Below are 14,907 nucleotides of genomic sequence, written 5' to 3'. Positions count from 1 at the left end.
GGGTTGAATAAATTACACGAACTAAATATTAAATTGTTTTAAAAAAGTTCTGAAAATACTTTACAAGTCTCTGAAAACATGATATATTGATGAAGCTTAGAAAATGAGATGATGTTTTCTAGCAAATATAAACCCGAGTAAAAAATGCCTACGGACAGGCAGGGTTGAATGCCGAAGCGTGGTTGAAAAGCCACATTATTGATAGGGTTAAAAGCCTACTTTTATAAGTTGATGTTAGGACATTAGTTCTAATTCGTATACATTTGTTAGTGTGGTGAAAGCACACGTCATCTTGTGAAACGATCAATAAAGTACGTAATATTTGCTACTAGAGAGTTAGGAAACATCAGGAACAGACATACTCAAAAGAAACAAACATAAACACGTCAATAGATTGTAGAGCAGGTGCCAACCTGCTCTTTTTTCATAAGTTTGCTATAACACCTGATTTTAGCTCAGGTGTAGAAAATAAAGTAAAGGAGTATGTCTTCATAATGTTAAATCAGAACCAAGCTCCCATTTATGAGGGGTTAGTTAAGTTACGAAAGAAAAGGATTGTTCCTTTCGATGTACCAGGTCATAAGCGTGGCCGTGGGAATCCAGAGTTAGTTGAACTTTTAGGGGAAAAATGCGTTGGTATTGATGTCAATTCTATGAAGCCCTTGGACAATCTTGGGCATCCTATTTCGATTATCAGAGATGCAGAAGAGCTAGCAGCAGAGGCTTTTGGAGCTGCCCATGCCTTTTTAATGATTGGCGGAACAACCTCATCCGTGCAAACCATGATTCTTTCCACCTGTAAAGCAGGTGATAAAATCATCCTACCACGAAATGTCCATAAATCAGCCATCAATGCACTCGTTTTATGTGGAGCTATTCCCATCTATATCGAGATGAGTGTGGATCCCAAAATCGGTATTGCTTTGGGGCTTGAAAATGATCGTGTGGCACAAGCTATTAAGGACCATCCGGATGCCAAGGCTATCTTAATCAACAATCCTACCTACTATGGGATTTGTTCAGACTTAAAGGGGCTAACAGAGATGGCCCACGCTGCAGGAATGAAAGTCTTAGTAGACGAGGCACACGGTGCTCATCTCCACTTTACAGATAAACTTCCTCTATCTGCTATGGACGCTGGAGCAGATATGTCAGCCGTATCTATGCATAAGTCTGGTGGCAGCTTGACTCAAAGTTCGCTTCTTTTAGTTGGCGATCAGATGAATCCTGAGTACGTGCGTCAAATCATTAACCTGACCCAATCAACATCAGCATCCTATTTGTTAATGTCTAGTTTGGATATTTCACGCCGCAATTTGGCCCTTCGTGGTAAAGAGTCATTTGAGAAGGTCATTGAGCTATCTGAGTACGCTCGTCGTGAAATCAATGCCATCGGTGGCTACTATGCCTACTCAAAAGAGCTAGTAGATGGTGTATCGGTTTGTGATTTTGATGTAACCAAGCTGTCAGTTTACACTCAGGGAATTGGGCTAACAGGTATTGAAGTTTATGATCTCTTACGGGATGAATATGACATTCAGATTGAGTTTGGTGATATTGGCAATATCTTGGCCTACATTTCGATTGGTGACCGTATCCAAGACATTGAACGCTTGGTTGGTGCTCTAGCTGATATCAAGAGACTATACTCACGAGATGGGAAGGACTTGATCGCTGGCGAATATATCCAACCAGAGTTGGTGCTATCTCCACAGGAAGCCTTCTACTCAGAGAGAAGAAGCTTAACCTTGGACGAGTCCGTTGGACAAGTCTGTGGGGAATTTGTCATGTGTTACCCTCCTGGGATTCCTATCCTAGCACCTGGTGAACGAATTACACAAGGTCTTGTCGATTATATCCAATTCGCAAAAGAACGTGGTTGTTCCCTCCAAGGAACGGAAGATCCAGAGGTCAATCATATCAACGTTATTAAGAGAAAGGAGAACTAGATGGATTTATGGTTTTCTGAAGTTCATACTCCAGATGTGAAATTATCATTGAGAACTGCCAAACAACTCTACGCTGGAAAAAGTGAATGGCAAGATATTGAAGTATTAGATACTCCAGCTTTTGGGAAGATTTTGATTTTAAATGGGCATGTCTTGTTTTCAGATGCAGATGACTTTGTCTACAACGAAATGACCGTCCACGTTCCTATGGCTGTTCATCCCAATCCAAAGAAAGTCTTGGTTATTGGGGGCGGTGACGGTGGTGTTGCCCAAGTATTAACACTCTATCCAGAATTGGAACAAATCGATATCGTGGAACCAGATGAGATGCTGGTTGAGGTTTGTCGAGAATATTTTCCAGATTTTGCTGCTGGGCTAGATGATCCTCGTGTTACTATTTACTACCAAAATGGACTAAGGTTTTTGAGAAACTGTGAAAATGATTACGACATTATCATTAACGATGCGACTGATCCATTTGGCCATACGGAAGGGCTCTTTACCAAGGAATTTTACGGCAATAGTTACAGAGCCTTGAAAGAGGACGGAATCATGATTTATCAGCATGGTAGTCCCTTCTTTGACGAAGATGAGTCAGCTTGTCGAAGCATGCACCGTAAGGTTAATCAAGCCTTTCCAATCAGTCGAGTTTATCAGGCACATATCCCTACCAGTCCTGCAGGCTATTGGTTATTTGGGTTTGCATCTAAAAAATACCACCCTGTCAAAGATTTTGACAAGGAAGGTTGGAAAAAACGCCAGCTTTTCACAGAATACTACACTGCAAACCTACATATTGGTGCCTTTATGTTGCCTAAGTATGTAGAAGACATTTTAGAAGAAGAGGAAGGAAGAAAATGAGTCGTTTATTAGTTATCGGATGTGGGGGCGTTGCCCAGGTTGCTATTTCAAAGATTTGTCAAGACAGCGAAACTTTTAAAGAGATTATGATTGCAAGCCGTACCAAGTCAAAATGTGATGACTTGAAAGCTAAATTAGAAGGCAAAACAAATACTAAGATTGAGACAGCTGCTCTTGATGCTGACAAGGTAGAAGAAGTGATTGCCTTGATTGAAAGCTACAAACCAGAAGCTGTTTTGAACGTAGCTCTACCATACCAAGATTTGACTATTATGGATGCTTGTTTGGCAACAGGTGTCCACTATATCGATACTGCCAACTATGAGTCTGAGGACACAGAAGACCCTGAATGGCGTGCTATTTATGAGAAACGTTGTAAGGAACTTGGTTTTACAGCTTACTTTGACTACTCATGGCAATGGGCTTACCAAGAGAAATTCAAGGAAGCAGGTCTGACTGCCTTACTTGGATCTGGTTTTGATCCAGGGGTAACCAGCGTCTTTTCAGCTTATGCACTCAAACATTACTTTGACGAAATCCACTATATCGATATTTTAGACTGTAATGGTGGTGACCACGGTTATCCATTTGCGACAAACTTTAACCCAGAAATCAATCTACGTGAGGTTTCTGCACCAGGTTCTTACTGGGAAGATGGAAAATGGGTAGAAGTCGAAGCCATGTCTATCAAACGTGAGTATGATTTCCCTCAAGTTGGTCAAAAAGACATGTATCTCCTCCACCATGAAGAAATCGAATCATTAGCAAAGAACATTCCAGGTGTTAAACGAATTCGCTTCTTTATGACTTTTGGTCAATCTTATCTAACTCACATGAAATGCTTGGAAAACGTTGGTCTCCTTCGTACAGATGCAATTAATTTTAACGGACAAGAAATCGTACCAATCCAATTCTTGAAAGCCTTGCTTCCAGATCCTGCAAGCCTTGGCCCACGTACTGTTGGTAAAACTAATATTGGATGTATCTTTACAGGTGTCAAAGATGGCGTTGAAAAGACCATCTACATCTACAATGTTTGCGACCATCAAGAATGTTACGCAGAAGTTGGTTCACAAGCCATTTCTTACACAACAGGTGTTCCAGCTATGATTGGGACAAAATTAGTGATGGATGGTACTTGGAAACAACCAGGAGTTTATAACCTTGAAGAGTTGGATCCAGACCCATTCATGGAAGCTTTGAATAAATTCGGTTTACCATGGGTTGTGGTAGAAAATCCACAAATGGTAGACTAATGAAGTTAGAACAAGTACCAACACCTTCTTATATCATTGACTTAGGAAAATTAGAAGAGAATTGCCACATTTTACAAGAGGTTCAAGAAAAAACTGGCTGTAAGGTTCTACTGGCTCAAAAGGCTTATTCCCTCTATAAAACCTATCCTTTGATTAGTCAGTATCTGTCAGGTACGACGGCTAGTGGACTCTATGAGGCTAAGTTAGCTAGAGAAGAGTTCCCTGGGGAAGTCCATGTTTTTGCGCCAGCTTTCAAGGAATCAGATATGGAAGAGTTGCTTAAAATATCTGATCATATTGTCTTTAACTCAGAGAGACAATTACGAAAATATGGTCAACGTTGTCGTGAAGCTGGTATCAGTGTCGGTCTACGCCTCAATCCTAAATGTTCAACTCAGGGTGACCACGCGCTTTATGATCCTTGTGCTCCTGGCTCTCGTTTTGGAGTGACTTCAGACAAGATACCTAGTGATTTGCTGGACTTGGTTGACGGGCTTCATTTTCATACTCTTTGTGAGCAGGGGGCAGATGATTTAGAGACAACCTTGAAAGCAGTAGAAGAACAGTTTGGAGCCTATTTGCATCAAGTTAAATGGCTCAATATGGGTGGTGGTCATCATATTACGAGAGATGACTATGATGTGGACTTACTGATTTCTGAGATTAAACGCATTCGAGAAACTTATAACCTTGACATCTATATCGAGCCAGGAGAAGCTATTGCCCTTAATGCGGGCTATCTAGCGACAGAAGTCTTAGATATTGTTGAAAACGGGATTGAGACCTTGGTGTTAGATGCTTCAGCAAGCTGCCATATGCCAGATGTTCTTGAGATGCCTTATCGCCCTCCATTGAGAGATGGTTTTGAAGCGCAAGAAAAACCTTATACTTATAGACTCTCTTCAAATACTTGTCTTACAGGGGATATCATTGGGGATTACAGCTTTGAAAAACCGATTGAAATCGGTGATCGCCTCTATTTTGAAGACATGGCTATTTACTCCTTTGTCAAAAATAATACCTTTAACGGCATTGGGCTTCCAAGTTTGTATCTCATGGATATAGAGGGTGAGTGCAGTCTAGTCAAAGCATTTGGCTACCAAGACTTTAAGGAGAGATTATCATGATGGATAGCCCAAAGAAATTAGGTTATCGGATGCCTGCAGAGTATGAACCCCATCATGGGACTCTCATGATATGGCCTACTCGACCAGGGTCTTGGCCTTTTCAAGGAAAGGCTGCAAAAAAAGCTTTTAGCCAGATTATCAAAACTATTGCTCAGGGGGAAACAGTCTACCTTTTGGTTGAGGAGGACTATCTATCTGAAGCGCAATCCTATCTAGGAGACCAGGTTGTTTATTTAGATATTCCGACAAATGATGCCTGGGCTCGTGATACAGGTCCGACCATTCTTCTTAATGATAAAAGGGAAAAGATGGTGGTAGATTGGTCTTTCAATGCCTGGGGTGGTGCTGTTGATGGTCTCTACCAAGACTATGAAGCAGATGACCAAGTAGCTAGTCGTTTTGCTGAGGAGTTGGAAATACCTGTTTACGATGCCAAACCTTTTGTACTGGAAGGTGGAGCTATACATAGTGACGGTCAAGGAACTATTCTCGTAACTGAAAGTTGCTTGCTTAGTCCTGGTCGTAATCCTCACCTGACTAAAGAGGAGATTGAAAAGATCTTACTAGAGAGCCTTGGTGCCGAAAAAGTTATTTGGTTGTCTTACGGTATTTATCAAGACGAGACAAATGAACACGTCGATAATGTTGCTGCCTTTGTTGGTCCTGCTGAGGTTGTTTTATCTTGGACAGACGACCAAGATGATCCTCAGTATGCCATGTCTGCAGCAGATCTAGCTATTTTAGAGAAGGAAACCGATGCAAAAGGTCGAAGTTTCACTATTCATAAACTTCCAATCCCAGCTATTCATCAAGTAGTGACGGAAGATGATTTGCCGGGCTATACTTATGAAGAAGGCGAAGAAGAACGCTATGCAGGTGAACGTTTAGCAGCTTCCTATGTAAATTTTTACATTGCTAATAAGTCTGTATTAGTGCCGCAATTTCAGGATGTAAACGACCAAGTAGCCTTGAATATTCTGAGCCAGTGTTTCCCAGACCGTGAAGTTGTCGGAATTCCTGCAAGAGATATTCTTTTAGGTGGTGGAAATATCCACTGTATTACCCAACAAATTCCAGAATAGGAGAAAAAGATGAGAAATGTAACGGTTGCAGCTATTCAGATGCAATGCGCTAAGGATGTGGAAACCAATATCCAAACAGCTGAACGCTTAGTTCGACAAGCTGCAGACAAAGGAGCCCAAATTATTCTCTTGCCTGAATTATTTGAACGTCCCTATTTCTGTCAGGAACGTCAGTATGACTACTACCAGTATGCCCAGTCGGTGACAGAAAATACGGCTATTCAGCATTTTAAAGTGATTGCCAAGGAACTAAAGGTCGTTTTACCGATCAGTTTCTATGAAAAAGATGGTAATGTATTATACAATTCCATTGCTGTCATTGATGCAGATGGAGAAGTACTAGGCGTTTATCGGAAGACACACATACCAGATGACCATTATTATCAAGAAAAATTCTTCTTTACTCCTGGAAACACAGGTTTCAAGGTCTGGGATACTCGCTATGCCAAGATTGGTATTGGCATTTGTTGGGATCAGTGGTTCCCAGAAACAGCCCGTTGCCTTGCACTAAATGGCGCAGAATTGCTCTTTTATCCAACAGCCATTGGTTCAGAGCCTATTTTGGATACAGATAGTTGTGGTCATTGGCAACGTACCATGCAAGGACACGCAGCAGCAAATATTGTGCCAGTTATTGCAGCCAATCGTTATGGTTTAGAAGAAGTCACTCCTTGTGAGGAAAATGGAGGGCAAAGTTCTAGTCTTAATTTCTACGGTTCATCCTTTATGACTGATGAAACAGGAGCTATTTTAAGTCAAGCAGAACGACAAGGCGAAGCTATCTTGTTAACTACTTATGACCTTGACAAGGGAGCGAATGAGCGCCTGAATTGGGGTCTCTTTAGAGACAGAAGACCAGATATGTATAAAGATATTGTCAGATGAAAAAGCCTATCGTAGGCTTTTCTTTTTGGAAAGTCGTATAATAGAGGTAAGAAGAGTTGTGAGGTGTTCCCTATGTTTCACTAAGAAAAACCTGATTATAATCGCAAGCAATATGGTTTCTATACAATAGACGAATTGGTCCCAAAAGATCACTTTCTTCGACAAGTAGATTCAAAGGTTGATTTTGACTTTATTTATGACTTGGTAGAAGATACCTATAGTCCAAATAACGGTCGTCCTAGTCTTGATCCCGTCATGTTAGTCAAAATTCCTTTAATCAAATGTTTTTATGGTATTCGTTCCATGCGCCAAACCATGAAAGAGATTGAAGTAAACGTGGCCTATCGCTGGTTTCTTGGACTAACTTTAGATGATAAGGTCCCTCATTTTACTACCTATGGAAAGAATTACAGCCGTCGTTTTCAAGATAAAGAACTCATTTCCGAGATTTTTTCCCAAGTTCTCAACCATGCTTTGTATGCTGGCTTAATTGATCCTTCTGAAATATTTGTGGATGGTACCCATATCAAAGCGGCAGCTAATAGTCACAAGTATCGTAAGGAAATGGTAGACCAACAAGCTAAATTTATGAGTGAACAATTGGCAGTTGAGATTGATTTAGATCGGAAAAAACACGAAAAAAAGTCCTTAAAGCCCGCAAAAGAAAGTGAGGCTAAGGAAAAGAAAATCTCAACGACAGATCCCGAGTGTGGATGCTTCCATAAGGGCGAACACAAGGAAGTATTTGCCTATTCTGCTCAAGTTGCTTGCGATAAGCATGGATGGGCCTTAGCTTATACGGTTGAAGCAGGAAATGTTCATGATAGTCAGGCTTTCCCTGCTCTTTTTTCAAAGTTAGAGCCATTCTCCCCACACTATATTATTGCGGATTCAGGTTACAAGACCCCAGCTATTGCCCATTATTTGTTAGAACGTAATATCATTCCTGTCTTCCCTTATACTCGACCAAAGGGAGTAAAGGGGAACTTAAGGCCTAGTAATTTTGTTTATGATGCAAGTGATGACTATTATGTCTGTCCAGAGAATCAAGTATTAAGCTATCGCACTACTACTCGAGAAGGCTACCGTGAGTATAAGAGTAATCCCAAAGTATGTGTTTCCTGTCCTTTATTATCCGTTTGTACCCAAAGCAAGAATTTTCAAAAAGTAGTAACGAGACATGTCTGGAAAGATGCCCTTGAATTTTGTGAGGAGATTCGTCACAAAAGAGAAATGAAAGAGCTCTATAAGAAGCGCAAAGAAACAATTGAGCGGGCTAAGGAGTACCATAATTTGAGATACACTAGAGAGAAAGGAAAGTCCAAAATGGAGGATCAGGTTGGGCTTACTTTGGAGTGTTTAAATATCAAAAAACTGGCGAAATGGATAGGTGAACTGCACCCCAAAAGTTAGACAGAAAAAATCTAACTTTTGGTGTGTTTTATTATGAAATTGAATTATGAAGATAAAGAGACTTATTTTTATTTCAAGTGTTGGAAGCCTTAATGAAGTAACACAGCCATTTTCTCGAATTGCACTGGCGGCTTTTAAAAAACTTAATCCAGGATATATTGAAATGCACCAACGTTTAGTAAAAGTGATTGAGTCTTCAGACTTTGATTACACGATCATTCGCCCAGGTTCCCTCATCAATGCTGACAAAATTGCCTACAGTATTACACACCGTGATGAACCATTTAAAGGCTTGTTTGTCTCACGAAAAAGTGTTGCCGATTTTGTTGTGAATATTATTAAGTCTCCAAACTCGTATATTCAGGAAAATATAGGACTCGCAGAGTAGACTCTAAAGATTATTATTCCGATATAGAATGGGGAATTATCAATTATTCTCGAACAGCAAAAATTCGGAATATGGTGAAGGGCCTAGGAATAACTATCTATCGGTTCTTCTTTACGTGGGCATGTTTTTTCAGCACCTGAGACATACGCCATCGTTTTAAAAGAAAACATGCAGCCAGTGGGTAGCATCGGATTGATGATCGGCTCTGCAAGTGATAAAGGGATTCCGGATACTGAGGCGGAGATTGGTTACTGGATAGGAGTTTGGCCAAATTCATTAGCCGTTTTGAAAGCGCTATCATGTGCCAAATTCTCGACAACATCACAATTTCAGAAAGTGGATAAATTTCTGTAACCTTTCTTGAAGAAACAGAAGTTGACTTGTAAGAGACTGCAATCGAAAGGTTGCAGTTTTTTGTGTTGTTTCGTGATATAATAGGCTAAAACGATAAACGGTATGAATTGTTACTAGCTTTAGGAGTTATATTATGGGTAAGTGGACTTGTCAATGCGGATATCCAATGAATGACCATGCTGCCCCAGACCCGAATGCTTTTTCGGTATTCTCGGATGAGTTATGGGAAGAGATAACGGATACCGCAGATGAAAATAATAAGATTGATTATTATGATATTACTGATGCTTCGTACTATGCTTGGCAATGTCCAAATTGTCATAGCTTGATGGTATTCGGTGAGGATGAGAATCCAAATTGTTATACTTTCTATAAGTGGATAGATTTAGATTGTAAAGAGAAGGGGCTAACTGATCAAGAAACTGATTCAAATTCATCAGATGTAGTTTATAGAGTTGCATCAGTCACTTTCTCAGAGTTTGGCGAGGAGTACACCTATATTTGTGAGGATGAATCAATCAGGGAAGACCATTTTGTGGTTGTTCCTGTTGGAATCAACAACGTTGAAAAGGTTGCTCATGTTGTGAAGGTATATCAGGCTTCGCAAAAAGACATCTCATATCCAATTGACAAGTTAAAGCGTGTGATTAAGCGTTATTCTGATTTTGATAAAGAGAAAGCAAAGGGGATTGCAGCTGAATTATTAAGGTCAGGTCGATGTTTGCAAATAAATGATTTTTCTAAATCAGTAGAAGCAGACGAATATTTTGATATTTTGCACAATAAACTTGGATACTGGTGGTTGGAACTGAATGGCGTTCCCATTCCGATGAAGGTTGTCCTATTGAATACCAATTATGAAAAGTATCACGTTGACTGCGCTATACATATCAAACCTTACAATATGCACTATAGTACTTTCCAATCGTTGAAGTTATGTACCGACTTTGAGATTGACGCTTCCCGCTGGGTTGATGTCATTTCTTATGAATATGTTTGGGGAAATTCCTGGGAACTTGATGGTATCCAGTTTGGGATTACCTGTCAGGAATCATTAGAGGAGGATGAGGTGACAATTAGCAAATACAGCCGTGTCCCATATTATAACGACTGGCATCCAGATTGGAGCGATAGATACGGTTTTAATGTAGCTTGGAAACCACATGAATCTGATGAAGACTTGTCGGTAGGTTTTTACATTTCTTAAAGTGATAAATTCGTTCAATCATATAATAACAAAGCCAGACTAGTCACTTTTCGTTCGATAATATAGATGTTTGCTAGCATCACATGTTGAGGCAGTATCATTGCTTGTACGAGCTGATTGAACAAGGATGTAGCTAGTGAAAATACTACAGTAAGGAGTTTAAACATGAAATTCCATGAATTTGGTGATAAGAATTTGCCTCCTATCTTGCTCATACATGGTGGTGGTAGCTCTTGGTGGAACTATCTTCGTCAAGCACGGATCTTGTCAGGAGAATACCGTGTTATTTTACCTACTTTGAATGGCCACGGTGAAGAATATCAACTTGATTATGTTTCTACTGAAGATTCTGCTTTGGAGATTCTAGACTATGTCAAAGCAAACTGTGGTGGGAAATTGTTTGCAATCGGTGGTGTTTCACTTGGTGGTCAAATTGCTATGGAGCTTTTGTACTTAGACAGCGAGATAGCTGAGAAGGCTATCATAGACGGAAGCCTCTGTATTCCTCAACCAAGATTAGCTAAAATCAGCATCTTTCTAGTGTCCCTATTTGGCAAACTGATGTTCAGTAAATTCTCTTGTAAACTCCAGTTAAGCATGATGAACAAACGCTATCCTAAACTGGCTTATCCAGAGGAGATAAAAGCTTATTATTTGGGGGATCTGCAAAGGACGCCTATCAAAACATTAGTGACTATTTACAAAACCTATATGGGGCGTTACAAGCTGAAGGACACGATTTCTGCAAGCAAGACGCAGGTTCTGTATATCTATGGTGAAAAAGAATTGAACTGTGTGAAAGCATCGGCAAAATTATTTCAACAACTATATCCAAACACGATCTTGTATGAAGCTAAGGGCTATAACCACGGCTATTTGTCAGCTTATCTACCTCAAGAGTGGATTGATTTGGTGGTACCATTTTTAAAGAGTGATTCATTGGAAATGTGTAATGAATCTGATATATCATAAGGAGGAATCTGATGCTAGGAGCAATAGTTGGAGATATTGTTGGTTCTGTTTATGAATGGGACAACATTAAAACGAAAGACTTTCCATTATTTCGTGAGGATTGTTTTTTCACAGATGATACGGTTATGACCTGTGCTGTTGCAGAAGCCATTATGAATGGCGGTCAGAAGGATGACTTTATTGATGCCATGAAAAAATATGGTAGGATGTATCCCGATGCAGGTTACGGTGCAAGATTTGGGAATTGGGTTGATGGCGACGATCGAGAACCTTATAATAGCTTTGGAAATGGCTCAGCAATGCGTGTTTCTCCATGTGCCTGGACCATGGATTGTAGTTTCTGTGCACGAACGGGAGCCTGGCCGTCCAGAAGAGCAGTTGCACGACTTTCTGCAGAGGTGACTCATAACCATCCAGAGGGAGTCAAGGGAGCTATGGCGACGTCTGATGCTATCTTTATGTGTCGTTATTACTTTGGAGGTTACAGTGGCGACTATGGAAAACCGATTAACGATAACCCTACAGAGTGCAAGAGACTCATCAAGGAATACATAGAGCAAGAGTATGGATATAATCTTTCTCAAACACTAGATGAAATTCGTCCTACTTATCGCTTTAATGAAACTTGCCAGAATACGGTACCTCAGGCCATCATTGCTTTTCTTGAAAGTACTGATTTTGAAGATGCTATTCGAAATGCCATTTCTCTTGGTGGGGATAGTGATACTCTTGCTGCCATCACAGGAAGTATCGCCGAAGCAGCTTATGGTATCCCTGATTGGATTAAGGATAAAGCCTATACCTATCTAGATGAGCCTTTAAAAGATGTGCTTAGCCGATGGGAGCAAGAAGTTTCAATAACATAACAGAGATTAGATAAAAACAACTAAAAATAGTAAAGCGACGAGATAAGAAACAATCTCGTCGCTTTTTGCTTAAAAGTTAATGTTGCTATGGATTTATTCAGGCACCTAGTTAGATTTTTGCTGATTCAACAGGAGGATACATGATATTACTGCAATAAAAGATACAAGAATCAGATACCAAAGGTTTTCAAGACCAAAACCATAATCGACCATCAAGCGGTATCCCCAAGAAGCGGGGAAAAGACGCCCGATTGCTTGAAGAAAATCAGGTAGTAAGTTGCTAGGAAACATAATCCCCGAAAGCATAATTGAAGGCAAAAATACAAGTTGTGCTATCATGGTCAGCTTTGCTTGATTATTAACAGTAAGGCCCAGTATACTTCCGATACTCAACGATACAAAAATGTAGATGGCAAGCGCGAGAAAGAATAAGGGAAATTGACTTGGTAGATTTGCTTTAAATAAAATTGGAGCAAGTAGTAGGATTACCATGCAGGTCATCATCAAATGAAGAAAGGCAGAGAGAACCATTGTCACCAATCCTAAATGAATAGGCACACCATTTGCTTTATAAATCTTTTTTATGTCGCTTCCGTATGTTTCAATCAAGGAAGGCGGTAAACCGAGAAAGGCTCCCATTGAAACACTCATGACAATCATTGACTGTATAAGTGTGCTACCCATTTCAGGCATAACGGAAGTAAAAATACCACCCATGAGAAGAAAGAAAATAAGCGGTACAATATAGTAAGTAACCAAGAGAGACTTACTTCGTATGTCCAATTTCCACTGTAATGTTAGGCTATATAAAAACCCAGTCATTCCAAACCCCTCCTTGCTATTTCAATGAAATGCTGCTCCAGTGTGCCACGATCAACCTTGATATCCAATATCTGGATATTTTTCTGTTTGCATTCTTCCAATAATGAAATTAAGCTATCCTCGATCGTATCTGTTTCATATGTATTCTCCCCTTCCTGTGTTTTTAAATGGATGAAATATTTTCTTCCAAGTTTTTCTGTCAGTTCTGAAGGAGTACCACAAAAAACGATCTTACCACTATTCAAAATGGCAATGCGGTCACATAGGGTTTCAACTTCGGCCATATCGTGGCTTGCCAAGACGATTGTCTTTTCCTGTGATTTGAGCTTTCGGATTTGTTCATGGAGAGATAGTCGTCCTTCAACATCAAGTCCCGCTGTCGGTTCATCGAGAAAAATAATATCTGGATTACTGATAAGTGCAAGAGCAAGATGTAATCTTCTTTTTTGCCCAGTGGATAATTCTATGTATTGCGACTCTTCAATTTCTTTTATGCCAAGGGCCTTTAGCATAACATCATCAATGTGTGTATGATTCCATTTTGCAAAGAGTTTTATGGCTTCCATCGGTTTGATGTGAGCGGGTAGAGAGGAGGACTGTAGTTGAATTCCGGTTTTCCCATTTACAACTATAGTGCCTTCGTCATATTTTCTCAGACCTTCGATACATTCAAGCGTTGTTGTTTTACCAGCTCCGTTTACTCCGAGCAGAGCAAATATTTCTCCTTGTTTGATTTGAAAATCGAGGCCTCCAAGAACCAATTTTCTACCATAACTTTTCTTTAATCCAGAAATCTTTATCGCGTCTTTCATGGTTCCACCTCCTCAAAGGGATTTGTTCCAAGCCTTGAAAAATAGACTTGTAGAGCGGGTCCTATATAGTCATTGACGATTTTTTGCTTTTCTTCCCAAGCGTTTGAGGCGGTGTCAATAGTACCAACTTCCATCAACTTAGGAAGCATGCTCATATCACCATTTGTAAACTCCATAATCAAGCCCCAGTATTCTTTCACAACCTGTTGGCTTTGTTCGCTTTCAGCTGGTACGTTTTCTTTTTGAAGCTCTACGATTTGATCACTTAGGCGGTTCAATCTGTCCATAAAGTCAAGTCCGCTTTTCTTGTCAAATCGACTGCGTATCTGGTCGAGTGTATTATCATCAAAGCGCTTAATGAGAGAGTAGGAGTCATTCTTCATCTGTAGATTGACGATGATGTCTGCATACTTCTTAAAATTGACCGTCTGTATTTGTAAAACTTCTACCTTTAGCTGCTCTATTGCGACTAAAGAATCCTTAAGTTGTTCAATATTTTTACGAATAGTATCTGCTTGCTCTGTAAGAGCATTGGCAACATCATCAGGTGTTTTCAAAGAGATCAAACGCCCCTTTATATCCTTGAGAGAAAAACCTAATGATTTTAAAGACAATATCTGATGGAGTAGCACTAAGTCTTTATCGGTATAAAGCCTGCGACCTCCCTCACTTTCTGCCGATGGGGAAAGCACCCCTTCTTTATCATAGTATTGTAGAGTACGGACAGTAAGGTTCATTTTCTTAGCAAGTTCCCCAACCGTCATAAATCCTTCCGGAATTGCTCTGTATTTAGCCATCATTACTCACCTCCTCATACTTATTATACATCGTTACGTAAGGTCATGAACAAGAGTTTTTGAAAAAAAAATCTTTTGTAACTGCATTTTTCTGCTATAATATCACTAGATAGAAA

General features: G+C 40.0%; 13 protein-coding genes and 2 pseudogenes. 12 read left to right on the top strand and 3 right to left on the bottom strand.

Annotation, left to right across the window (positions count from 1 at the left end):
• Positions 1 to 494: 494 nt before the first annotated feature.
• The 12 genes and pseudogenes from E5S68_RS03535 to E5S68_RS03480 all read left to right on the top strand — a co-directional run bounded on the left by E5S68_RS03535 (position 495) and on the right by E5S68_RS03480 (position 12,360).
• Positions 495 to 1,949, top strand: a complete 1,455-nt coding sequence (locus E5S68_RS03535; protein WP_009730806.1) for an aminotransferase class I/II-fold pyridoxal phosphate-dependent enzyme — start codon at positions 495 to 497, stop codon at positions 1,947 to 1,949.
• Positions 1,950 to 2,810 (top strand): polyamine aminopropyltransferase, encoded by an 861-nt coding sequence (gene speE, locus E5S68_RS03530; protein WP_006596119.1) that lies wholly within the window; start codon positions 1,950 to 1,952, stop codon positions 2,808 to 2,810.
• Complete coding sequence (locus E5S68_RS03525) at positions 2,807 to 4,066, top strand: saccharopine dehydrogenase family protein (protein ID WP_048717022.1); 1,260 nt, start codon at positions 2,807 to 2,809, stop codon at positions 4,064 to 4,066. The genes speE and E5S68_RS03525 overlap by 4 nt, the downstream gene beginning before the upstream one ends.
• Positions 4,066 to 5,193 (top strand): carboxynorspermidine decarboxylase, encoded by a 1,128-nt coding sequence (nspC, locus tag E5S68_RS03520; protein WP_135782370.1) that lies wholly within the window; start codon positions 4,066 to 4,068, stop codon positions 5,191 to 5,193. The genes E5S68_RS03525 and nspC overlap by 1 nt, the downstream gene beginning before the upstream one ends.
• Positions 5,190 to 6,275 carry an agmatine deiminase gene (gene aguA / locus E5S68_RS03515; RefSeq protein ID WP_135782369.1) on the top strand — a complete coding sequence of 362 codons (1,086 nt, stop codon included), beginning with the start codon at positions 5,190 to 5,192 and terminating at the stop codon, positions 6,273 to 6,275. Before nspC ends, aguA begins: the two co-directional genes overlap by 4 nt.
• 9 nt (positions 6,276 to 6,284) lie before the next feature.
• A complete protein-coding gene (gene aguB, locus E5S68_RS03510; RefSeq protein WP_006596123.1) occupies positions 6,285 to 7,160 on the top strand; it encodes an N-carbamoylputrescine amidase in 876 nt (291 codons plus the stop codon).
• A 72-nt stretch (positions 7,161 to 7,232) separates the two neighbouring features.
• Positions 7,233 to 8,543: pseudogene (locus tag E5S68_RS03505) on the top strand (IS1182 family transposase); the annotation flags it as partial.
• 76 nt (positions 8,544 to 8,619) lie between these two features.
• On the top strand, positions 8,620 to 8,961 hold the full coding sequence (locus E5S68_RS03500; RefSeq protein ID WP_135782368.1) for an NAD(P)H-binding protein: 342 nt from the start codon (positions 8,620 to 8,622) through the stop codon (positions 8,959 to 8,961).
• 126 nt (positions 8,962 to 9,087) lie between these two features.
• Positions 9,088 to 9,225 (top strand): annotated as a pseudogene (locus tag E5S68_RS10665) (GNAT family N-acetyltransferase); the annotation flags it as partial.
• Positions 9,226 to 9,448: 223 nt separating this feature from the next.
• Positions 9,449 to 10,522, top strand: coding sequence for a DUF8617 domain-containing protein (locus E5S68_RS03490; RefSeq protein ID WP_135782367.1), 1,074 nt, complete (start codon positions 9,449 to 9,451; stop codon positions 10,520 to 10,522).
• Between the two features lie 165 nt (positions 10,523 to 10,687).
• Positions 10,688 to 11,494, top strand: coding sequence for an alpha/beta fold hydrolase (locus E5S68_RS03485; protein WP_135782366.1), 807 nt, complete (start codon positions 10,688 to 10,690; stop codon positions 11,492 to 11,494).
• Positions 11,495 to 11,505: 11 nt separating this feature from the next.
• Positions 11,506 to 12,360 (top strand): ADP-ribosylglycohydrolase family protein, encoded by an 855-nt coding sequence (locus tag E5S68_RS03480; RefSeq protein ID WP_135782365.1) that lies wholly within the window; start codon positions 11,506 to 11,508, stop codon positions 12,358 to 12,360.
• A 105-nt stretch (positions 12,361 to 12,465) separates the two neighbouring features.
• Here the strand turns inward: E5S68_RS03480 and E5S68_RS03475 are convergent, their stop codons facing one another.
• From E5S68_RS03475 to E5S68_RS03465, 3 genes are read right to left on the bottom strand one after another with little or no spacing between them, the layout of a single operon-like run.
• Positions 12,466 to 13,182 carry an ABC transporter permease gene (locus E5S68_RS03475; RefSeq protein ID WP_135782364.1) on the bottom strand — a complete coding sequence of 239 codons (717 nt, stop codon included), beginning with the start codon at positions 13,180 to 13,182 and terminating at the stop codon, positions 12,466 to 12,468.
• On the bottom strand, positions 13,179 to 13,994 hold the full coding sequence (locus tag E5S68_RS03470) for an ABC transporter ATP-binding protein (RefSeq protein ID WP_135782363.1): 816 nt from the start codon (positions 13,992 to 13,994) through the stop codon (positions 13,179 to 13,181). The genes E5S68_RS03475 and E5S68_RS03470 overlap by 4 nt, the downstream gene beginning before the upstream one ends.
• Complete coding sequence (locus E5S68_RS03465; protein WP_135782362.1) at positions 13,991 to 14,794, bottom strand: MerR family transcriptional regulator; 804 nt, start codon at positions 14,792 to 14,794, stop codon at positions 13,991 to 13,993. The genes E5S68_RS03470 and E5S68_RS03465 overlap by 4 nt, the downstream gene beginning before the upstream one ends.
• Between the last annotated feature and the right edge of the window lie 113 nt (positions 14,795 to 14,907).

The sequence above is a fragment of the Streptococcus rubneri genome (assembly GCF_004785935.1).
Lineage (GTDB): Bacteria > Bacillota > Bacilli > Lactobacillales > Streptococcaceae > Streptococcus > Streptococcus rubneri.
The sequence above is the reverse complement of the archived record's forward strand: the minus strand, read 5'-3'. Positions and strand labels throughout refer to the sequence as shown.